Here is a 22,004-nt window from a genome sequence, read left to right as displayed (position 1 = left end):
CCGTCGGCGCGGCTCCAGTCCACCCCACTAAGCCTTCTCCGCCGGCGGCCGCTGCGCCTCGCCGCTCGACACCAGCAGCACCGAGGCCTTCGACTGCCTCAGCACGGCGGCGGCGACGCCGCCGAAGGAGAGATGATTGGCCTCGATCCGGTCGACGCCCATGACCACGAGGTCGACGTCGGTGGTGTCGATCTCGCGCAGGATCGCCGCCTCCGGCGCCCGGTTCACGCGCAGCGTCGTGGTGATGTCGACCTCGTAGCGGGCGGCGAGATCGCTGGTGTCCTTGAGGATGCCGGTCTCCTGGCTCAATCCGCGGGAGGTGCCCCGCTGCGCGCCCTTGTCGCGCGTCGTCGCCACATAGATCACGCGGAGCGAGCCTGAGCCGGCCTGCGCCAGCGCCACCGCGACCTCGGCGCCGCGCTTGGAGATGCCGCTGCCGGAAACCGGAACGAGGATGTTGAGGGCGTCGGGTATCGGCTGCTTCAGGTGCTTGCCCTTGGCCGCCACGATCGCGAGCGGCCCCTCGAACTCGGCGGCGATGTCCTCGATCTTCCGATTGAAGCGATCCTTGGCGGCAGCGACCTTGTCGATGCCGACGACGAGGAGATCAAAGCCCTTGCGTGCTTCGTCGGCAATGGTTTCGGCCAGCTCTGCGCGCCTGGCCCGGGTAACGACATCGACGCTGCCGGCATTCCCGTCACCACTGGCGGAGACGGTTTCGGCGGCCTTCTTCACCACGGCTTCGTGGCTCTCGTCCTCGCCCTTGTCCTTTTCCTTGGCGCGCTCGCCGATGTGCAGAACGGTGATCGGCAGGCCGCGCATGCCGGCGATCAGGCCCGCGACGTGGGCGGCGAAGGTGGCGTTGACGCTGTCGTCGACAGCGAGCAAAGGACGTTCGAGATTGGCGATGAAGCCGCGTCTCTCGAATTCTTCCCGCTCCAGCCGCTCCCTCTCCTCTTGGTTCATCGGCAGCTTTGCCAGCGCCGCGCGCAGCATCGGCGGCATCGCCATCGTGGTCAAGATCGCCATGGTCACGATCATCGTGAACAGGTTCTGGCTGAGCACGCCGATGGAGAGGCCGATGGTCGCGATGATGACCTCGGTCGAGCCGCGCGCGTTCATGCCGCTGGCGAGCGCCAGCGATTCCCTCGCATTCAACCCGCCCACGGTGCCGCCGACGAACGCGCCGCCGAACTTGCCGACGCTGGCGATCACGACCAGCAGGCCGGTGAGCATCAGCAGATTGGGGTCGCGAAGCACCGAGAGATCGGCGCTGAGCCCGGCGAGGCCGAAGAACACCGGCATGAAGAAGCTCGAGATCAGGCCGCGCAGGCGCTCGTCGATCTGCCGGGTCAGGATCGGGGACTCCCCGACCAGGATGCCGGCGACGAAGGCACCCAACACGGTGTGCACCCCGATCAGATGCGTGATCATTGCCATGACGCTCATCAACAGCAGGATCACCGTGATGACCGCGGCTGCGCTGACGAGATTGTCGTTGGCCCAACGGATCAGTTGGAACACCAGGCGGCGGCCGATGGTGAAGCTGACGGCCAGGAAGGCGAGCGTCCCCAGCACGGCTTTCGCCACGGAGCCGAAGTCAAGCGTGCCGTGCGAGGCCAGGCTGAAGATGACGGCGATAATGATCCAGCCGATGGTGTCGTCGATGACGGCGGTCGCGACGATGATCTGCCCGACATTGCGGCGCATGAAATTCATCTCGCGCACGACCACGGCGACGATCTTCACAGACGAGATCGACAGCGCCGTGCCCATGAACAGCGAGGCCACGAGGCGCGCTTGCGGATCGGGCAGCAGCGCATCGGGGAGGAATTCGCCGAGCGCAAAGCCGCAGGCGAAGGGCACGAGGATGCCGGCAATCGAGATCGCGATCGCCGCCCTGCCGACCTTCCGGACCAGCTTGAGGTCGGTCTCCATGCCGGTCAGCAGCAGCAGCAGCAGAATGCCGAACTGGGCGATGCCGTCGATCATCGCCTTCTGTTCGGGCGTCTTGGGAAAGATCGCGTGCTGGGCCTCGGGCCAGATCCAGCCGAACAGCGACGGCCCCAGGATGATGCCGGCGAGCAGTTCGCCGATCACCGAGGGCTGGCCGATGCGCTGCATGAGCTCGCCGAGACCGCGGCCGACCGCGATCAGCAACACGATCTGCGCCACCAGGAGGAATTCGGACGGGCCGGCCGATTTGCCGCCCTCGGCACTCGCCGCAATGGTGGTGAGGACAAGCGCCGCGGGGACAAGGCCGACCGGTCGGAGCAGGCTCCACTGCATGCAGGTGTCATTCCCCCTTCATCTGTCCGGCGCAGCGCCGGGGCGAGAGGGGTAGAACCCGCAGGAGGCGGAGCGGGTTCCGCGCGCGCGGCGGAGTCAAAAAACGAAAAGCGCGAAAACAACCCCATGCACAGTAGAGATGGAGTTGAGAAACCTCACGAAATCTCGATTTTACCGAAACGGCTTGCTACGTCGGGCAAAACACTGGCAGAATGGCATCGTAGCTGGCATGGGCCGGGTGCCTCCTCATCTTCCGTCATTGCGAGGAGCTCTTGCGACGAAGCAATCCAGAGTCCCTCCGCGGCAAGATTCTGGATTGCTTCGCTTCGCTCGCAAAATGACGATGTGGAGAGAGTCCCCGCCTTAGGCCCGTTCGTGCCGCGGACGCAGCGCGTAGCCGGGATGAAGCGCAGCGAAATCCGGGTTCTAGCCGCGCGGTGAAACGCCTCGGATTGCGCTTCGCTCGATCCGGGCTACGGGACGGAGCCACGCGGCGCGAGTCGGCTACCTCACGCCGCCTGCGATGTCCGGATCTCGCGCGGCAGGATTAGCGCGGCGGCGATCGCCAGCAGGCAGAGGGCGGCGAAGGCGTGCAGCATGGTGACGAAGCCGCCCTGCTCGTAGAGCCAGGCGACCAAGCCGACCGAGGCGCCGGCCGCGGTGAAGCCGACGAAATAGCGCACCGCATAGGCGCGCGAGCGCCACTCCTCCGTCGTGTATTTGCCGACCATGGCATCGTTCACCGTGACCTGCCCGAACGCGCCCATGACGATGCCGATCGAGACCACGATCAGCGGCAGATTGGACATGCTGGCGGCCAGATACAGGAATGGCGCCAGCATGAAGGACAGCGGCAGCGCCACCGTCTTCAGCGAATAGCGGTCGAGCAGCCGCCCGATCGTATACTGCGTCATCGCGCCGAACACGTAGACGCCGGCCGCGATGACACCGAGCAGCGCCGGGCTCTTGGTCAGGTCCGAGAGCCGCTCGGCAAACAGCTTTGGCAGCGCCACCGTAACGGCGTTGAAGGTCGTCGAGATCGCGATCACCACGATCAGCAGCGCCAGGATCACGCGCCACATGTCCTGCTTGGCGACGCGCGCCTGCGCCGCCGCCTGCTTGGCACCCTTGCGGTCCTCATGCACGACCGTCAGCGCAAAGGCGATGCCGATCAGGATGGTGACGACGCCGGGAACGATGAAGGCGAAGCGCCAGCCGAGATATTGGCCGATCACGCCGGTGACCAGCGCTGAGGAGGCAACGCCGAGATTGCCCCAGACGCCGTTGAGCCCCATCTCGCGGCCGAGCTTATCGGCATAGGACACGATCATCGCGGTGCCGACAGGATGATAGATCGAGGCAAAAATGCCGATCGCGAGCAGTGCCGCGCCGAGCTGCGCCGGGCTCGTCGCGAAGCCGACCGCGATCATGGACGCGCCGATGCCGACGAAGAAGATCAGCATCATGTGGCGGCGGCTCCAGCGGTCGCCAAGCCAGCCGGTGAGCAGCGAGCCTGCACCGAAGGCGACGAAGCCCGGCGTCGCATAGGGCAGAAGTTCCGAATAGGCCATGCCGAGCGCCGGCCCCATGATGATCACGGCGGCGGCAAAGATCAGCATCGCATAATGGTCGATGAAATGGCCGGCATTGACGAAACTGATGACCCGGCTGGGGTTGTTCATACGAATCCTCTCCTGCACCGAAATCAGTTATATGTCGGGCGAATGATGGGATGCCGCCAATGAGTGTCGTCGAAACGCCAATCCTCCGGGAGGTCCGGGGCAACCGCCGCTCGACCGCGGGCGTGCACCTGGTCGCGCGCGACTATCCCAAAGGCTTGCGGCTCGATCCGCATCTGCACCGCGAGGCGCAGCTGGTCTATGCCGCCAAGGGCACCATGCAGGTGACGACGCCCGGCGGGCGCTGGCTGGTGCCGCCGGACCGCGCGGTCTGGGTCCCGGCCGGGCTCGAGCATGCCATCGACCTGCTCGCCGACATCGAGATGCGCACGCTGTATTTCGACCTGCCCTGGCTCAAGCGCGAGCAGCGTTACGAGGGACTGACCAAGGAGTTCGTGGTGCGGGTGTCGCCGCTGCTGCACCAGGCGATCCTGGCGCTGTTCGACGCCCGCAACACCGAGGCGCGAACCGAACTGCTGGTTCGCCTCGTGATGCTGGAATTGCACCAGGCCGAGGATTCCGCGACCTTCGTGCCGTTGCCGCGCGAAGTGCGATGCCGCCGCGCCGCGATGATCGTGCTCGACGATCCCACCGGCCTGCACGACATCGACACGCTGGCGCGCGAGGTCGGAACCTCCGCGCGCACGCTGTCGCGGCTGTTCTCGACGGAAACGCAGCTCAGCTTCAAGAGCTGGTGCCAGCGTGCCCGCATCGCCGCGGCGATCCAGCTTCTGTCGACCGATGCCACCGTATCGGTGAAGCAGCTCGCCACATCGCTCGGTTATGCCAGCGTGCCGGCGTTCTCGGCCGCGTTCCGGCAGGTGACGGGGCGCACACCGACGGAATTTGCGGGGAAGGGGTAAGGCGGCCGTACCCTCCGAACCCGTCATTGCGAGGAGCCCTTGCGACGAAGCAATCCAGACTTTCTCGGCGGAGGGACTCTGGATTGCTTCGCTGCGCTCGCAATGACGGTGTTTGAGGGAGCTTCGTTCTTCTCCAAATGTCACCGGATGCCCGCTCCCACCGGGCATGCCGCCATTCTCCCAACGCAGTGCCCGACGAAAGATGCCGCATTCCCCTGCTTGATTGTGATCGGCTTCGGCCTAAATCCGATGTAAGCTCCCGCATCGCACAAACCTGACACGAAAGCCCAGATGGCCAACGCCTTCTTCTCCGACCTGCTCGCCACCATCTCCGAGCGCGGCCGCACGCTGCTTCGCCGCAGCGACGGCTTGAACACCAGACGCGATGCCGCCGGGCTGATCGCGCTTTGCGACGCGCTGCTCTCGGGCCGCGGCGAAGCCTCGGGCACCGCGATGGCGCGCGAGGTGCTCGACCTCTACCGGGAATTGGATGCGGCCGGACGCCGTGCCTTCTTCGAGGCGCTGGTGCGCGATTTCGGCCCGGATCGGGAACGGCTGTCCAGGGCGATCGAGAAATGGCGTGCCCAGCCCACCGATGAGGACGCGAGCTCGCTGCATTTCGCTTCCGAGCCGCGGCGGCAGGAGCTGATCCGCCGCCTCAACCGCGCGCCGGGCGGCACCGGCGATCTCGTCAGCATGCGGGCCGACCTGCTCGGCATGATGAACGGGCACACCGATCTCGCCGCGCTCGACCGCGACGTCTCGCATCTTCTCTCTTCGTGGTTCAACAGGGGGTTTCTCGTGCTGCGCAGGATCGACTGGTCGACCCCGGCCAACATCCTCGAAAAGATCATCCGTTACGAAGCCGTGCATGAGATCTCCGATTGGGACGATCTGCGCCGCCGCATCGATCCGGTCGACCGCCGCTGCTACGCCTTCTTTCACCCCGCGATGGTCGACGAACCCCTGATCTTCGTCGAGGTGGCGCTGACCGAGACCATTCCGGGGGCAATCGCGCCATTGCTTGCGGTCGATCGCCAGCACCTGCCGATCGAGCGCGCGCGCACCGCGGTGTTCTATTCGATCTCCAACACCCAGCGCGGCCTGGGCGGCATTTCCTTCGGCAGCTTCCTGATCAAGCAGGTGGTGGAGGAGCTGCGCCGCGAGCTGCCGAAGCTCGACACTTTCGTGACGCTGTCGCCGGTGCCGGGCTTCATGCCATGGGTGAAGCAGGACAAGGAGCTGCCGCTATCGGACGAGGACCGTGAGATGTTGAAGCGTCTCGACGATCCCAAATGGTTCGAGAACCCTGAGACGACCACGCTGCTCCGCAGCGTTCTGGAACCGCTCGCGGCGCACTATTTCCTGAAGGCGCGCACGCCGAAGGGCAAGCTGATCGATTCCGTCGCCCGCTTCCATCTCGGCAATGGCGCCAGGCTCGAGCGCATCAACTGGTTAGGGGACCTCTCGCCCAAGGGCGTGCGCGAGTCCGCCGGCGTCATGGTCAACTATCTCTACCGCCTCGACGACATCGAGAAGAACCACGAAGCCTACGCCAACGACGGCGAGGTCGTGGCGTCGAGCGCGGTGAAGAAGCTGCTGAAGGGCGAAGGACGAAGGCTGCTGGATATGCGGTTGTCGTAGGGGGGCGCTTGCTCGCGCCACACCGTCATTGCGAGGAGCTCTTGCGACGAAGCAATCCAGACTGCCTCCGCAGAGAGACTCTGGATTGCTTCGTTTCGCTCGCAATGACGGAGTGCGTTGCAGCAACTCGCCTATCCCGACCTGCCATTCGCGGAGGACCAAGGCGTCCGCGTGGCTCTCGCTCTCTCCACCGTCATTGCGAGGAGCCCTTGCGACGAAGCAATCCAGACTTCCTCCGCAGAGAGACTCTGGATTGCTTCGCTTCGCTCGCAATGACGGAGTGCGTTGCAGCAACTCGCCTATCCCGACCTGCCGTTCGCGGAGGACCAAGGCGTCCGCGTGGCTTTCGCTCTCTCCACTGTCATTGCGAGGAGCCCTTGCGACGAAGCAATCCAGACCGCTGCCGCGGAACGATTCTGGATTGCTTCGCTGGCGCTCGCAATGACAGGGTGCGTGGCGACTGTCTCGCCCAGCCGCCCCCCTGCAGTCAGATCAGCGTCTCGTACAAATCCATCCAGTCTGGATTAGCGCTCTCGATCAGCGCGAGCTTCTTGGCCCGGCTACCGCCCTTGATCTGCTTCTCGCGTGCTATCGCGTCGGTCATGGTCGCGTGCAGCTCGTACCAGACGAGGAGCTTGCAACCGTACTTAGACGAGAACCCCTTCACCAGACCCTCGCGATGCTCGAACGCACGACGCGGCGGATTCGAGGTGACGCCCGTGTAGATCGTCCCGTTGCGCCGACTGGCGAACATGTAGACGCAGGGCTGCTTCATGACCACCCTCTTTTGCGAGAGAAGGCTATCACAACCAAGAGGCGATTGCGAGCACAGGCTGCGAGTGGCGCGACAAAGCGCACGCTGTCACCACCTCGTCATTGCAAGGAGCGAACCGACGAAGCAATTCAGACTGCTTCCGCCGAAGGATTCTGGATTGCTTCGCTGCGCTCGCAACGACGGAGATTGTAGCGCGGCCGTCGCGCCTCAACCCAACACTACTCCGCCAGCGCCTTCATCTCCTTGTAGAGGTCCGACTTGCCTTCGAAGCCGATGCCGGGGAGGTCGGGCATGGTGATGTGGCCGTTCTCGACGCGGACGCCGGCCGGGAAACCGCCGTAAGGCTGGAACAGGTCGGGGTAGCTTTCGTTGCCGCCGAGGCCCAAGCCGGCCGCGATGTTGAGCGACATCTGGTGGCCGCCATGCGGGATGCAGCGGCTGGGGGACCAGCCGTAGGTCTTCAGCACCTCCAACGTGCGCTGGTATTCGCACAGGCCATAGGACAGCGCGCAGTCGAATTGCAGCCAATCGCGGTCGGGGCGCATGCCGCCGTAACGGATCAGGTTGCGGGCGTCCTGATGGCTGAACAGGTTTTCGCCGGTCGCCATCGGGCCCGGGTAGAACTCGGCGAGCGCGGCTTGCAGCGCGTAGTCGAGGGGATCGCCGACCTCCTCGTACCAGAACAAGGGATAATCGCGCAGCATTTTTGCGTAGGCGATGCCGGTCTCGAGGTTGAAGCGGCCGTTGGCGTCGACGGCGAGCTGCGCGTCCCTGCCGATCTCCTTCAGCACCGCCTCGATGCGGCTGCGGTCCTCCTCGATCGCCGCGCCGCCGATCTTCATCTTCACGACGTTGTAGCCGCGATCGAGATAGCCGCGCATCTCGCCACGGAGCATCGACAGATCCTTGCCGGGATAATAATAGCCGCCGGCGGCATAGACGAAGACGCGCGGATTGGCGGTCACGCCGTGACGCTCGGCAAGCAGGCGAAACAGCGGCTTGTCGGCGATCTTCGCCACCGCGTCCCACACCGCCATGTCGATGGTGCCGACCGCGACCGAGCGCTCGCCATGGCCGCCCGGCTTCTCGTTGGTCATCATCGCGGCCCAGACCTTATCGGGGTCGAGATTGTCGCCCGCGGCATCGAGCAGCGACTTCGGATCGGCTTCGAGAATGCGCGAGGCAAAGCGCTCGCGGATCAGGCCGCCCTGCCCGTAGCGGCCGTTGGAGTTGAAGCCGTAGCCGACGACGCGTTTTCCCTCGCGCACGACGTCGGTGACGACGGCAACCAAGCTCGTCGTCATCTTGGTAAAGTCGATATAGGCGTTGCGGATCGGCGAGGAGATCGGTTTTGTGATCTCGCGGACGTCGACGATGCGGACGGACATGGGGGTCTTCCTGGCTGGATCTCTCCGCTCGTCATGGTCGGGCTTGACCCGGCCATCCACGTCTTTGCCACGGAGCAAGTTCGAAAATGTGGATGCCCGGGTCAAGCCCGGGCATGACGACAGAGTGTGGGGCGAACGGCGTGCTTACTTCTTATCCCGGAAGTACGGCTCGACCGGCCCGTGCACCTTGATGGTCAGCGGGTTGCCATAGCGATCCTTGGCGTTGCCGGCGGCGACGCGGACCCAGCCTTCACTGATGCAGTATTCCTCGACATTGGTTTTCTCGATGCCCTTGAAGCGGATGCCGACATCGCGCGCCAGGATGTCCGCGTTGTAATAGGGGCTGTTCGGATCGACCGACAGGCGGTCTGGAAATTCGTCGCTCATGATTGTCTCGCTCACAACAGTGTTTCGATTTGATTCCGCAATCCTTCGGGCCGCGCGGTCGGCGCGTAGCGCGCGACCACCTTGCCGGCACGATCCACCAGGAATTTGGTGAAATTCCATTTGATGGAGGCGCCGAGAAGTCCGGATTGCTGCCGTTTCAGGTACTCATACAGAGGGTGCGCATTGGCGCCGTTGACGTCGATCTTCTCGAATAGCGGGAAGGTGACATCGTAGTGGGTCGAACAGAATTCCTGGATCTCGCTCGCCTGTCCCGGCTCCTGCGCGCCGAACTGGTTACAGGGAAAGCCGAGCACCGAAAAGCCGCGCGGCGACAGATCGCGATAGAGATCCTCCAGACCGCGATATTGCGGCGTGAAGCCGCATTTGCTCGCGGTGTTGACGATCAAGAGCACCTGCCCCTCGAAGCGGCGCATCGGCACCTCCTCGCCGGCAAGCGAGTTGGCCTTGAAGTCATAGATGGCAGTCATCGCTAGCCCACGGGATCGATCGGCGACGGCGGCACGCCGCCGGCCTCGATCGCCTCGCCCGCGAGCAGGCACAGATCCTCGCGATAGCGGCCGGAGACGATGTGTACGCCGACCGGCGCCTTGCCGACGAGACCGGTGGAGACCACGAGGCCTGGCAGGCCCATGAAGGGAATCGCGATCTGTGGCAGCTGCGCTTCCCAGACGCGCTTGAAGGATTCATCGCCCTTGCGGTCGAGATGATCGGGGAACGGCAGCTCGCCAGAGACCGGCGTCAGCAGCACCGCATATTGTTCGAAGAACAGCATCCATTCGCGGGTCAACGTGGCTCTTCGGGTCAGCGCCTTCGCGTAATTCGCCTGGTCCATTGGTGTTACCCTGCTGCGGTTGCCGCGCAGGCACGCCAGCGCGCCGGGATCGCCCTCGCGCTCGGCCATCTCAAGCTGCGCCTCATAGCCATCGCCGAGCCAGAGCTTGATCTGCCACTCGACCGCTTCGCGCATCGGCGGCGTGTCCTCGATGATGTCGACGGTCCAGCCCGCGCGCTCCAGTCGCTTGCCGGCATCGCTCACCGCGGCCTTCACCTCCGGCGCGGTAGCAAGGCCGCCCGGATTGAGGCAGAGCGCGGCGCGCTTCGGCCTGGCCGGGCCTTCCAGCGGCACCGGCACGAACCAGGGATCACGGACGTCGCGGGCCGACATCGCGGCGAGTGAAATTCGCAAGTCGTTGACGGTGCGCGCCAGGGGGCCGGACACGGCCATGATCTGCGGCCCGATCGGGCGCTCCGGCAGCGCCGGATTGAAAGCGGGAATGCGGCCGAGCGTCGGCCGCAGGCCGTGCACGCCGCAGGCATAGGCGGGATAGCGGATCGAGCCGGCAATGTCGGTGCCGTGGGCGATGTGGCCGATGCCGGCTGCAACCGCCGAGCCGGCGCCGCCGGAGGATCCGCCTGGAGTCAGCGAGGCATCGCGGGGGTTCTTGGTGTCGCCATGGATCAGATTGGTGGTGAACCAGCGATAGGAGAAGGCGGGGCAATTGGTGCGGCCGAGCAGGATGGCGCCCGATTTCCGGAAATTGGCGACCACCGGATTGTCCTCGCGCGCGATCACGTCGCGCTGGAGCTTTAAGCCGTTGGTGGTGGCAAAGCCCTCCTGGTCGACATTGGCCTTGATGGTGACGGGCACACCGGCGAGAACACCGGGGTCCTCGCCCCGCGCAATGGCGGCATCGACGGCGTCAGCCTGCTTGATCACGTCGTCCGGGCGGTGGTCGATCACCGCATTGAGCGCGGGATTGACGGCGTCCAGGCGGGCGAGACCAGCTTGAGCTGCCTCCCTGGCGGACACCTTTTTGGACTTGACGAGAGTGGCGAGGTCGGCGGCCGACAGGCGCCAGAGATCTTGCATGACATGCTCCGTATGACCGGGGTCTTTTAGCGCCGGGAAGGCGGCAAAGCCATGCGGATTTCGCAGGGATGAAGGCCGGGTGCTAGTGCGGATTGGATTGGCCGACCGGGCTGCTCGCGAGCGTCTAATGCCGCGTCGCGGACTGGTCGGGTATGTCCAGCAGCGCCTCGGTGAAGGGAAACTCCAGCACGATTTCCCCGTCGTCGTCGGTCACCTCGATGACGGCCTCGAGCAGGGCCGGCTGGGCGCCCTCCGACTTCACCACCTCCAGGATCATCTGGCGCGCGACCTCCCAGGCGCGATCGGGATTGCGCAGATCCTCGCCGTCGGGATCCACGATCAACTCGTCGCCGATACGGGTGTTGAAGAAATATCTGGGCATTACCGAGTTCCAGTTTGGGTCGCCGGTACCGGATTGAAAGCTGCACTGCACTCACAACCGCTTTATCAGGACAGGGTTCGCGACCGAATGCGCCATGCGCAAGGCAGGGTCATCAGAAGTGACGTTCCCCGACATTTTTCGCGATGCAACATGGGCTTCTCGGGAAAATTTCACTGGCGAACTTTTGCGCCCGCATTACTTTACCAGCGGGCGGATACGTCCGATTTCGCGAAAATGGAGAGCCAAAATGGCCTGGAAAGCCCCGAAAATCGTCGAAGTGCCCTGTGGCATGGAAATCAACATGTATGTGAGCGCCACCCGCAAGTAAGCGGTAGGCGATTGCGTTCAGCGCAGGTGGATCTTTCGGTCACAATAGGTTGCCGGAAGACACGATGTGTGTCGGCGTTCGGTGTCGACCCGAGATCCACCTCGCAGCGTTCCCTCCAGGAGACGGATCATGCTTCGCGTCGTCGTCCTGGGCGCCGCAGCCGGCGGCGGAGTGCCGCAATGGAATTGCGGCTGCGAGGGCTGCCGAGCAGCCCGTGCCAGCGGCCATGAGCTTCAGCGAACCCAGGCGTCGGTCGCCTTCAGCGGCGACGGCGAGCACTGGTTCCTGATCAACGCCTCCCCCGACCTCCGCCAGCAATTGAACGCCACGCCGCAGCTGCACCCGAGGGCGGGCGCGCTGCGCCATACGCCGATTGCGGGCGTGATCCTCACCAACGGCGAAGTGGACGCGGTCGCAGGCCTGCTGTCGATGCGCGAGGGCTCGCCTTTCACGGTCTATGCGCATGAGAAGGTGTTGGCGATCCTGAAAGCCAACAGCATCTTCAACGTGCTGAACGAGAAGAACGTGCGGCGCCAATCGATCGGAATCGGCGAGCCGTTCGAGCCGCGGCTGCCTGACGGCGCGCGCTCGGGGATCGAGGTGCTGCCGTTTGCGGTATCAGGCAAATCGGCCTGGTATCTGGAAGGCAAGGCGCATCCCGGCGGGGCGACCGGCGACGGCGACACGCTGGGCCTCAAGGTCACGGACAAGACAACCGGCAAGTGCTTCTATTTCATCGCCGCCTGCGCCGAGGTGACCGACGCGCTCAAGGGCGAGATCGACGGCGCAGCGCTGGTGTTCTTCGACGGCACGGTATGGCGCGACGACGAGATGATCAGGGCCGGGCTCGGCCACAAGACCGGCAAGAGCATGGGCCATGTCGCGATGTCCGGCGACGACGGCGCGATCGCGCGGCTTGCCGATCTCGCTATCGACAGGAAGATATTTCTGCATATCAATAACTCGAACCCGGCACTGCTGCCCGCTTCACCCGAGCGGAAAGCCACTGAACAAGCGGGCTGGCAAATACCCGCTGACGGAACGGAGATCGTGCTGTGAATGCCGCGTCACTGACAGGAATGACCGCGCTCTCGATCGGCAAGGACATCAAGCTCAACTCGGCCGAGGAGCTCGAGGCGACGTTGCGCCATATCGGGGCGACGCGCTATCACAGCCTGCATCCGTTCCATAAGCTCTTGCACGGCGGCAAGCTGAACAAGGGCCAGGTGCAGGCCTGGGCGCTCAACCGCTACTATTACCAGAGCACGATCCCGATCAAGGACGCGGTGGTGATCTCGCGCTTCCGCGACCGCGCCACACGGCTGGAATGGCGCCACCGCATCGAGGACCATGACGGCGATCTCGGTAGCGAGGGCGGCATCGAGCGCTGGCTGAAGCTGACCGAAGGCCTCGGGCTCGACACGACTTACGTGGAATCGACGGAAGGCATCTTGCCGGCGACGCGCTTTGCGGTCGAGGCCTATGTCCATTATTGCCGCGAGAAGAGCCCGCTGGAGGCGATCGCCTCCTCGCTCACCGAGCTGTTCGCGCCCAACCTGCACGAAGAGCGCATCTCCGGAATGCTGGAGCACTACGACTTCGTCAATCCCGATATCATGAGCTACTTCGAGCGGCGCCTGGCGCAGGCGCCGCGCGACGCCGGCTTTGCGCTCGACTACGTCAAGGCGCACGCCAAGACGCCGGAGCAGCGCGCGCAGGTCTGCAATGCGCTGATCTTCAAAACCAATGTGCTGTGGGTGCAGCTCGATGCACTCTATCATGCCTATGTCGAGGGCCACATTCCACCGGGCGCCTTCGTGCCCAAAGCGAGCTGAAGAGGAACTGTAATGGCCGGGCCGCGGAACATCAGCGTCAGCGAGGCAAGCCGCCCCGTGCTGCCGCGGCACGCCAAGCTCAAATATGACGAGACCCGAAAGGTCTGGGTGATCCTAGCACCGGAACGGGTGCTGGCGCCGGACGAGATCGCAGTCGAGGTCTTGCAGCTTTGCGACGGCCAGCGCAATGTCGGCGAGATCGCCGATCGGCTGGCGGCGAAATACGCCGCGCCGCGCGAGGCGATCCTCGCCGACGTCATCGTCATGCTCCAGGATCTCGCCGAGAAGGGCTTTCTCACTGAGGCCCGGGAGAAGACGCCATGAGCGATGTGCTCGGCATTCCTACCATCCCGCCAGACGCCAGCGACAGCCTCGCGGTGCTGGAGAAGCAGCGCTCGACGGCGGAGACGTTTGGCATTCCGCTCGCGGTGCTGCTCGAGATCACCCATCGCTGTCCGCTGCAATGCCCCTATTGTTCCAATCCGGTCGAGCTCGACCGCGCGGGCAAGGAGCTGACCACGGATGAGTGGAAGAAGGTGTTGAGCGAGCTCGCCGAGATCGGCGTGCTCCAGGTCCACTTCTCTGGCGGCGAGCCGACGGCGCGGAAGGACCTGGTCGAACTGGTCAAGCACGCGAGCGATGTCGGGCTCTACACCAACCTGATCACCTCGGCCGTGCTGTTGACGCGCGAGCGGCTGAGCGATCTCGCGGATGCCGGGCTCTGCCATGTACAGATCAGTTTTCAGGGCGTGGAGGAAGGCCTCGCGGATCGAGTCGCCGGCTACAGGAATGGCCACCGCAAGAAGCTGGAAGTGGCGAAGTGGACGCGTGAGCTCGATTTGCCGCTCACCGTGAACGCGGTCATGCACCGGCAGAACCTGCATCAGCTCCCCGACATCATTCAGATGGCGGTCGATCTCGATGCCGACCGGCTCGAGGTCGCCAACGTGCAATATTACGGCTGGGCGCTGAAGAATCGCGCCGCCTTGATGCCGACGGTGGCGCAGCTCGACGAGTGCACTGAAATCGTCGAGGAGGCGCGCGAGCGGCTCAAGGGCCGGCTTACGATCGACTACGTCGTTCCCGACTATTACGCGCTGCGGCCGAAGAAGTGCATGGGCGGCTGGGGCCGGCAGTTCTTCAACATCTCGCCCGCCGGCAAGGTGCTGCCGTGCCACGCCGCCGAGAGCATCACCGGGCTCGAGTTCGAATCCGTGCGTTCCAATCACTCGATCGCCTGGATCTGGCAGAACTCCGACGCCTTCAACCGCTATCGCGGCACCGGCTGGATGAAGGAGCCGTGCAAGAGTTGCGAATTCCGCGAGATCGATTTCGGCGGCTGCCGCTGCCAGGCCTTCGCGCTGACTGGCGACGCCGCCAACACCGACCCGGCCTGCGCGCTGTCGCCGCTGCACGAAACCATCTTCAAGCAGGCCGAGCGCGAGGCCGAGGGCGAGACCAACCGCTTCCTCTATCGCAACTTCGCCGGCGGCACTCTGGAATCCGAGAATGGGACCTGACGTCGACGCGGCCGCATCCGCCAGACGCGCCGATCCCTTTGCGCCGCTGACGTCCGACATGCTCGATGTCGGCGAGGGTCACGAGCTCTATGTCGAGAGCGTCGGTCGCGCGGACGGCATTCCCGCGGTCTATCTGCATGGCGGACCCGGCAGCGGCTGCCAGCCCGATCATCGCCGCCTGTTCGATCCCGACCGCTTCTGCGCGGTATTGCACGACCAGCGCGGCTGCGGCCGCAGCCGGCCGAAGGGATCGCGCGAGCACAACACGACGGCGCACCTCATCGCCGACATCGAGAAAATCCGAGAGAAGTTCGGCTTCGACCGCTGGATCGTGGTCGGCGGCTCCTGGGGCGCGACGCTGGCGCTGGCGTATGCAGAGGCGCATCCCGAGCGCGTCTCTGGCATCGCGCTGCGCGCGACGTTCCTCGGCACGCGGGCAGAGGTCGAAGCGGCGTTCACGTCGCGCCTGTCGCAGTTCCATCCTGCGCTCTACGAGGATTTTCTTGGCGTGCTGCCGCTCGAAGAGCGCGCGCGGCCGGTGGAGGCCTATTGGCGCCGCATCCTTGATGCTGATCCCGCCGTGCACGGTCCGGCCGCGCGGGCTTGGCACGACACCGAGCGCACCTTGTCCGAGCACAAGCCCGCAAAGACGCGGCTCGATCTCGCATCGCTGAACGTGTGGCGCACGCTGCCCGCGACCCCATTCATGGAGGCGCATTATTTCGTCAGCGACAGCTTCATGACCGAGAGCCAGCTGTTGCGCAATGCGGGGCGGCTCAAAGGCATCCTTGGCATCATCGTCCAGGGCCGCTACGATCTGTTGTGCCCGCCCGAGACGTCGCAGGCGCTCGCGAAAGTTTGGCCGGGTTCCGAGCTTCGCATCGTGGAAGAAGCCGGCCATTCGCTCTATGATGCCGGCGTGAGAGACGCGGTCATGAAGTCGATCGCAGACCTCGCCTCGAAGACCGCGCGATAACAGGATAAGAAAAATGCCGCTCGCCGGGAAAGGCATGCTGCTGACCTCGATGAACATCGAGGCGGCCGACGAGGCCGATTTCAACCGCTGGTACGATCGCGAGCATCTGGAAGAGCGCGTCGCGATCGACGGCTTCCTGGAGGCGCGGCGCTATGTCGCGCATGCCGCCAATCCCAAATATCTCTGCCTGTATTCGACCGCCACGCTCGACGTGCTCGACAGCCCGGCTTACCGCGCGCGGCTTGCGAGCCCGACCGACTGGTCGCGGCAGAGCATGGCGCGTTTCAAGGACATGCTCCGCGTCGTCGCGCGCATCACCATCAGCAACGGCACCGGACGCGGCGCCGCGCTCGGCGTGGTGCGGCTGCGGCCAAGGCCCGACAACGCAGCGCCATGGCGTGATGCACTGCAAGACAAGCTGGCGCCGGACACGTGCGACGGCATCGTCTCCATGCACCTCCTGGAGAGCGAGCCCGAATTGTCGGGTGCAACGGCGGAAATTCCAGCGGTACGCCATGAAGGCGCGCGCGACTGGTTCGTGCTGATCGACGGCACCCATGTCGGCGCGGTCTCGGCCGTGATCGCCGAGCGCTTCACCGGTCCCGCCGCGGCGCCCTTTCCGCTTCCGATCTCCGTCGGCACCTATTGCCTGATGTGGGACCTCGCGAAGAGTGACCTTACGCGCAGCTAGCGCGCACACGCATCGCAACATGTTGCACCGCACGCACCTCGCGCGCCGCGTTGATGCTGTGCGCGCGTGGCTCCTATGAAAGGCGGTGATCGCGTAAATTTGCCGTTGTACTTCGGAGCCGTTCTAATAAGCTAACCCAATGATGCCATTCAGAAACCAGATCGAGACGCAATAAGCGTCCGCCAAGCTCAAGAAAAGGCCGCGGGGTCTTTGAGCCTGCGCGGACAGGGTAGGAATGAAACCGACCGATATCGCGGCCCCCGACTACTTTCACAAAGTGGTCGATTGCCAATGGGCCTGTCCTGCGCACACCCCGGTTCCCGAATACATCCGACTGATCGCACAAGGCCGCTACAGCGACGCCTACATGATCAATTGGAAATCGAACGTGTTTCCCGGAATTCTGGGACGCACCTGCGACCGTCCATGCGAGCCGGCGTGCCGCCGCGGACGCGTCGAGGAAACTCCGGTCGCGATCTGCCGCCTCAAGCGCGTCGCCGCCGACTTCAAGGACGATATCAAGCAGCGCCTGCCGCGACCCGCGCCGAAGAACGGCAAGCGCGTTGCGCTGGTCGGCGGCGGTCCCGCCTCGCTGACCGTGGCGCGCGATCTTGCCCCGCTCGGCTATCACTGCACCGTGTTCGATGCCGATCCGGAAGCGGGCGGCATGATGCGCACGCAGATCCCGAAATTCCGCCTGCCCAATTCCGTGATCGACGAGGAGACCGGCTACATCCTGGCTCTCGGCATCGAGTTTAGAGGCGGCCATCGCATCGATAGCATGAAGGCGCTGCTTGGGGAGAATTATGACGCGATCTTCGTCGGCTCCGGCGCGCCGCGCGGCCGCGAGCTCGACATTCCCGGCCGGAAAGAGGCAGCCGCCAACATCCATATCGGCATCGAGTGGCTGGCCTCGGTGTCGTTCGGTCATACCGACAAGGTCGGCAAGCGCGTGATCGTGCTCGGCGGCGGCAACACCGCGATGGATTGCTGTCGCACAGCGCGCCGCCTCGGCGGCGAAGACGTCAAGGTCGTCGTGCGCTCCGGCTTCGAGGAAATGAAGGCCTCGCCCTGGGAAAAGGAGGACGCGCTCCACGAGGACATCCCAATCCTCAACTTCCTCGTTCCCGTCGCCTTCATCCACGACAATGGCAAGCTCACTGGCATCACCTTTCAGAAAGTGAAGGCCGAATACGACGCCAAAGGCCGCCGCAACCTCGTTCCATCAGGTGAGCCCGACCAGACCTTCGAATGCGACGACGTCCTGGTCGCGGTCGGCCAGGAGAACGCCTTTCCGTGGATCGAGCAGGATTGCGGCATCGAGTTCGACAAATGGCACATGCCCAAGGTCGATCCGAAGACCTTCGTCTCGACCAATCCAAAAGTCTTCTTCGGCGGCGATGCGGCGTTCGGCCCGAAGAACATCATCTGGGCGGTCGCGCACGGCCATGATGCCGCGCTGTCGATCCACAAGATGCTCTCGGGCGAGGCTATCGAAGATCGCCCGCTGCCGGAGGTGCACGTCTCCTCGCAGAAGATGGGCATCCACGAATGGAGCTATGACAACGACATCTCCATCGACAAGCGCTTCAAGGTGCCGCATCGCGACAAGGTCGTCGCGTTGAAGGACATCCGCGCCGAGGTCGAGCTCGGCTACGACGTCAAACTCGCGCTCGGCGAGGCGCATCGCTGCCTGAACTGTGACGTGCAGACCGTGTTCTCGACATCGCTCTGCATCGAGTGCGATGCCTGCGCCGACATCTGCCCGATGGATTGCATCACCTTCACTGACAACGGCGAGGAAAGCGACCTGCGCCAGCGCCTGAAGGCCCCCGCGCCGCATCCCGACCAGGACCTCTACGTCTCCTCGGATCTCAAGACCGGGCGCGTGATGGTGAAGGACGAGGATGTCTGCCTGCATTGCGGGCTGTGCGCGGAGCGTTGTCCCACCGGCGCCTGGGACATGCAGAAATATTTCATCGAGATGACCCACGCAGGTTCAGCATGCCCGACAAAAAGCCGATCAGCAGCGTAAACGACTTCGTCGTCCGCTTTGCCAACGTCAACGGCTCGGGCTCGGCCAGCGCCAACGAGATGTTCGCGCGCGCGATCCTGCGCCACGGCGTTCCGGTCTCCCCACGCAACATCTTCCCCTCCAACATCCAGGGCTTGCCGACCTGGTACGAGGTGCGGGTGACGGAAGACGGCCATCTCGGCGCCCGCGGCGGCGTCGACATGATGGTGGCGATGAACCCGCAGACCTGGGACAAGGACGTCGCGGGCATCGAGCCCGGCGGCTATCTGTTCTACGATTCCACCAAGCCGATGCCGTCGAGCAAATTCCGCGACGACATCACCGTGATCGGCGTGCCGCTCACCGCGATCACCAACTCGACCTACACCGATCCGCGCCAGCGCCAGCTGTTCAAGAACATCATCTATCTCGGCGCACTCAGCGCGCTGCTCGACATGGATCCGAAGCTGATCGAGCAGCTGATCGGCGAGCAGTACAAGGGCAAGGAGAAGCTCTTGTCCTCCAACGTCCACGCGCTGCATCTCGGCCGCGACTGGGCACTCCAGAACCTGAAATGCCCGATCGGGCTGCGCGTGAAGAAATCGGACAAGGTCGGCGACCGCATCTTCATAGAAGGCAACAGCGCCGCCGCGCTCGGCGCCGTCTATGGTGGCGCCACGGTGTGCGCCTGGTATCCGATCACGCCGTCGTCGTCGGTGGCGGAGGCCTTCACCGCCCATTGCAAGAAGTACCGGCATGATCCTGAGACCGGCAAGGCGAAATACGCGATCGTGCAGGGCGAAGACGAACTGGCTTCGATCGGTATCGTCATTGGCGCCTCCTGGAACGGCGCGCGCGCCTTCACCGCGACCTCCGGCCCCGGCATCTCCTTGATGACCGAGTTCATCGGCCTCTCATATTTCGCCGAGATTCCGGCCGTGATCATGAACATCCAGCGCGCCGGCCCTTCCACGGGCATGCCGACCCGGACCCAGCAATGCGACATCATCGCCTGTGCCTATGCTTCGCATGGCGACACCAAGCATGTGCTGCTATTCCCGGAAGATCCGGCGGAAGCGTTCGAGTTCGCGGCTGCCGCGTTCGACCTCGCCGAGCGGCTCCAGACCACGATCTTCCTGATGCTCGATCTCGACATCGGCATGAACCACCGCCTCTGCCGTCCGCTGAAGTGGGACGATTCAAGGCAATACGACCGCGGCAAGGTGATGACCGCGGAAATGCTGGAGGAAGGCCGCGATTTCGGCCGCTATCTCGACGTCGACGGCGACGGCATCCCCTACCGCACCTATCCCGGCACACATCCTACCAAGGGCTCCTACTTCACCCGCGGCACCTCGCGTGACCGTTACGCGCGCTATTCCGAGGAAGGCACGGTTTATGCCGACAACATGCAGCGCCTGGTCCGCAAGTTCGAGACCGCCCAAGACCTGGTCCCGCGGCCGCTGCAGGCCAATGCGGAACGGCCGACCAAATACGGCGTGATCTATTTCGGCTCGACCTCGCCGGCGATGGACGAAGCCATCGGGCTGTTGGAAGCGCGCGGGCATCAGCTCGACCGCCTGCGCATCCGCGCCTTCCCGTTCCACTCCAGCGTCGCCAGCTTCCTCGCCGAGCACGACTTCGTCTACGTGGTCGAGCAGAACCGCGACAGCCAGCTGCGCCAGCTCATCGTCAACGAGAACGGCATCGACCCGGTCCGGCTCGTGCCGATCGTGCATTACGACGGCACCCCGATCACCGCCCGCTTCATCGTAAAAGCCATTGGCGACCATCAGGATCACCTCAAGGTGACCCCGCTCCGCAAGGCCGTGTCATGACCTACATTGCTAAGCCGAAATTCCATCATCCCGGACTGAAGCAGAACGAGCTCGGCTACACCCGCCGCGATTACGAAGGCAAGATTTCGACACTGTGCGCCGGCTGCGGCCACGATTCGATCACCGCCTCGATCATCGAGGCCTGCTATGAGCTCTCGATCGAGCCGCACCGGGTCGCAAAAATCTCCGGCATCGGCTGCTCATCGAAGACGCCGGACTATTTCCTCGGCAACTCACACGGCTTCAACTCCGTGCACGGCCGCATGCCCAGCGTGCTGACCGGCGCCAACCTCGCCAACCGCGATTTGATCTATCTCGGCGTCTCCGGCGACGGCGATTCCGCCTCGATCGGCTTCGGCCAGTTCGCGCATTCGATCCGGCGCGGCGTCAACATGACCTATATCGTCGAGAACAACGGCGTCTATGGCCTGACCAAGGGCCAGTTCTCGGCGACGGCAGACCGTGGCTCGAAATCCAAGAAGGGCGTCACCAACACCGACAACGCCATCGACCTCGTCGCGATCGCGCTGCAACTCGGAGCCACCTTCGTCGCGCGCTCGTTCTCCGGCGACAAGAGCCAGCTCGTGCCGCTGATCGCGGCCGCAATCCGGCACAAGGGCGCGTCCTTCATCGACGTCATCAGCCCCTGCATCGCCTTCAACAATCACGCCGGCTCGACCAAGAGCTTCGACTATGTCCGGGAGCACAACGACGCGGTGAACCGGCTCGACGTGCTGGTCGGCCGCGATCCGATCGCGGTGGACTATGCGCCGGGCACGGTGCAGCTGGTCGAGCAGCATGACGGCAACAAGATCGCCCTGCGCAAGATCGATGCCGATTACGACCCGCACGACCGTCTCGGCGCGATGACATTCCTGCAGAAGCACGCCGCCAAGGGCCAGATCGTCACCGGCCTGCTCTATGTCGACCCCGACGCGGACGATCTGCACGAGCACCTCAACACCGTCGAGACGCCGCTCAACTCGCTGGAGGCGGATACGCTCTGCCCAGGCTCGGCAGTGCTGGACAAGATCAATGCCAGCCTGCGGTGATCATTTGCTCCGCGCCGAGACCGTCGGCCGGATGCGTATCGTGATCTTCTCCGACGCGACGGGGGGCTCGAACGGATAGTGCTTGGCGTCGCCGAGCACCAATTGGAGCGTGTGAGTCCCCGGTGGAAGGTCGAGCATGGTTTCGGTCTGCCCTGCACCGAAATGCAAGTGCGACTTATCCTGCGGGATCGGCTCCTTGGGATCGATGGGATCGTTGACGTCGACCAGCAGATGGTGATGACCGGCGTTCTGGTAGTCGTCGCCGGCATGCGTCACGCCCATGTTGCGCAAGCCGAACCGGACCCAGAATGCACCGCGAATCTTTTGTCCGTCGCGCGGCGTGATGAAGTACAGCTTTGCATCCTTCGGCGCGGTCTTGCCCTGCGCACAGGCTGCGCCCGGGAGCAATGCGATGGCCGCCGCCAGTGCGACACAAGAAATGATCTTCATCA

General features: G+C 64.3%; 21 protein-coding genes. 12 read left to right on the top strand and 9 right to left on the bottom strand.

Annotated elements, in window-relative coordinates; all coding sequences use genetic code 11:
• Positions 1-27: 27 nt before the first annotated feature.
• Entirely contained in the window at positions 28-2,289 is a 2,262-nt protein-coding gene (locus IVA78_RS15205; protein ID WP_247278371.1) for a cation:proton antiporter, read from the bottom strand.
• A 509-nt stretch (positions 2,290-2,798) separates the two neighbouring features.
• Positions 2,799-3,971 (bottom strand): MFS transporter, encoded by a 1,173-nt coding sequence (locus IVA78_RS15200; protein ID WP_247278370.1) that lies wholly within the window; start codon positions 3,969-3,971, stop codon positions 2,799-2,801.
• Positions 3,972-4,030: 59 nt separating this feature from the next.
• On the opposite strand from IVA78_RS15200, the gene IVA78_RS15195 reads away from it, so the two are divergent.
• A complete protein-coding gene (locus IVA78_RS15195; RefSeq protein ID WP_247278369.1) occupies positions 4,031-4,831 on the top strand; it encodes a helix-turn-helix transcriptional regulator in 801 nt (266 codons plus the stop codon).
• 291 nt (positions 4,832-5,122) lie between these two features.
• A complete protein-coding gene (locus IVA78_RS15190) occupies positions 5,123-6,475 on the top strand; it encodes a malonyl-CoA decarboxylase (protein ID WP_247278368.1) in 1,353 nt (450 codons plus the stop codon).
• A 487-nt stretch (positions 6,476-6,962) separates the two neighbouring features.
• Here the strand turns inward: IVA78_RS15190 and IVA78_RS15185 are convergent, their stop codons facing one another.
• The 6 genes from IVA78_RS15185 to IVA78_RS15160 all read right to left on the bottom strand — a co-directional run bounded on the left by IVA78_RS15185 (position 6,963) and on the right by IVA78_RS15160 (position 11,298).
• Positions 6,963-7,250, bottom strand: coding sequence for a GIY-YIG nuclease family protein (locus IVA78_RS15185; protein WP_247278367.1), 288 nt, complete (start codon positions 7,248-7,250; stop codon positions 6,963-6,965).
• A gap of 218 nt (positions 7,251-7,468) precedes the next feature.
• Positions 7,469-8,638 (bottom strand): mandelate racemase/muconate lactonizing enzyme family protein, encoded by a 1,170-nt coding sequence (gene tarD / locus IVA78_RS15180; protein ID WP_247278366.1) that lies wholly within the window; start codon positions 8,636-8,638, stop codon positions 7,469-7,471.
• Positions 8,639-8,782: 144 nt separating this feature from the next.
• Complete coding sequence (locus tag IVA78_RS15175) at positions 8,783-9,025, bottom strand: DUF3297 family protein (protein WP_212431912.1); 243 nt, start codon at positions 9,023-9,025, stop codon at positions 8,783-8,785.
• An 11-nt stretch (positions 9,026-9,036) separates the two neighbouring features.
• Positions 9,037-9,513 carry a glutathione peroxidase gene (locus IVA78_RS15170; protein WP_247278365.1) on the bottom strand — a complete coding sequence of 159 codons (477 nt, stop codon included), beginning with the start codon at positions 9,511-9,513 and terminating at the stop codon, positions 9,037-9,039.
• A 2-nt stretch (positions 9,514-9,515) separates the two neighbouring features.
• Positions 9,516-10,916 (bottom strand): amidase family protein, encoded by a 1,401-nt coding sequence (locus IVA78_RS15165; protein ID WP_247278364.1) that lies wholly within the window; start codon positions 10,914-10,916, stop codon positions 9,516-9,518.
• A gap of 124 nt (positions 10,917-11,040) precedes the next feature.
• On the bottom strand, positions 11,041-11,298 hold the full coding sequence (locus tag IVA78_RS15160; RefSeq protein WP_028177529.1) for a hypothetical protein: 258 nt from the start codon (positions 11,296-11,298) through the stop codon (positions 11,041-11,043).
• 247 nt (positions 11,299-11,545) lie between these two features.
• Between IVA78_RS15160 and pqqA the strand changes: the two genes are divergently transcribed.
• The 10 genes from pqqA (at position 11,546) to IVA78_RS15110 (ending at position 21,552) form a co-directional block, all read left to right on the top strand.
• Positions 11,546-11,626: a pyrroloquinoline quinone precursor peptide PqqA gene (gene pqqA / locus IVA78_RS15155; protein WP_007595659.1), complete on the top strand. Its 81-nt coding sequence runs from the start codon at positions 11,546-11,548 to the stop codon at positions 11,624-11,626.
• Between the two features lie 129 nt (positions 11,627-11,755).
• Positions 11,756-12,685, top strand: coding sequence for a pyrroloquinoline quinone biosynthesis protein PqqB (pqqB, locus tag IVA78_RS15150; protein ID WP_247278363.1), 930 nt, complete (start codon positions 11,756-11,758; stop codon positions 12,683-12,685).
• Positions 12,682-13,461: a pyrroloquinoline-quinone synthase PqqC gene (gene pqqC, locus IVA78_RS15145; protein ID WP_247278362.1), complete on the top strand. Its 780-nt coding sequence runs from the start codon at positions 12,682-12,684 to the stop codon at positions 13,459-13,461. Before pqqB ends, pqqC begins: the two co-directional genes overlap by 4 nt.
• 12 nt (positions 13,462-13,473) lie before the next feature.
• Entirely contained in the window at positions 13,474-13,785 is a 312-nt protein-coding gene (gene pqqD, locus IVA78_RS15140; protein WP_247278361.1) for a pyrroloquinoline quinone biosynthesis peptide chaperone PqqD, read from the top strand.
• A complete protein-coding gene (gene pqqE, locus IVA78_RS15135; RefSeq protein ID WP_247278360.1) occupies positions 13,782-14,981 on the top strand; it encodes a pyrroloquinoline quinone biosynthesis protein PqqE in 1,200 nt (399 codons plus the stop codon). The genes pqqD and pqqE overlap by 4 nt, the downstream gene beginning before the upstream one ends.
• Entirely contained in the window at positions 14,971-15,957 is a 987-nt protein-coding gene (gene pip, locus IVA78_RS15130; protein ID WP_247466145.1) for a prolyl aminopeptidase, read from the top strand. Before pqqE ends, pip begins: the two co-directional genes overlap by 11 nt.
• A 13-nt stretch (positions 15,958-15,970) precedes the next feature.
• Positions 15,971-16,648 (top strand): DUF4286 family protein, encoded by a 678-nt coding sequence (locus IVA78_RS15125; protein ID WP_247278358.1) that lies wholly within the window; start codon positions 15,971-15,973, stop codon positions 16,646-16,648.
• 235 nt (positions 16,649-16,883) lie between these two features.
• Positions 16,884-18,683, top strand: a complete 1,800-nt coding sequence (locus IVA78_RS15120; protein WP_247466142.1) for an FAD-dependent oxidoreductase — start codon at positions 16,884-16,886, stop codon at positions 18,681-18,683.
• Positions 18,653-20,500 (top strand): 2-oxoacid:acceptor oxidoreductase subunit alpha, encoded by a 1,848-nt coding sequence (locus IVA78_RS15115; RefSeq protein ID WP_247466139.1) that lies wholly within the window; start codon positions 18,653-18,655, stop codon positions 20,498-20,500. The genes IVA78_RS15120 and IVA78_RS15115 overlap by 31 nt, the downstream gene beginning before the upstream one ends.
• Positions 20,497-21,552: a 2-oxoacid:ferredoxin oxidoreductase subunit beta gene (locus IVA78_RS15110; protein WP_247278355.1), complete on the top strand. Its 1,056-nt coding sequence runs from the start codon at positions 20,497-20,499 to the stop codon at positions 21,550-21,552. Before IVA78_RS15115 ends, IVA78_RS15110 begins: the two co-directional genes overlap by 4 nt.
• Here IVA78_RS15110 and IVA78_RS15105 read toward each other — a convergent pair whose 3' ends face one another.
• Entirely contained in the window at positions 21,553-22,002 is a 450-nt protein-coding gene (locus tag IVA78_RS15105) for a DUF4399 domain-containing protein (protein ID WP_247278354.1), read from the bottom strand.
• Positions 22,003-22,004 lie beyond the last annotated feature (2 nt).

Source organism: Bradyrhizobium sp. 137, from assembly GCF_023074095.1.
GTDB lineage: Bacteria > Pseudomonadota > Alphaproteobacteria > Rhizobiales > Xanthobacteraceae > Bradyrhizobium.
Note: the sequence above shows the minus strand (reverse complement) of the source record. Positions and strands in the feature narration are given on the sequence as shown.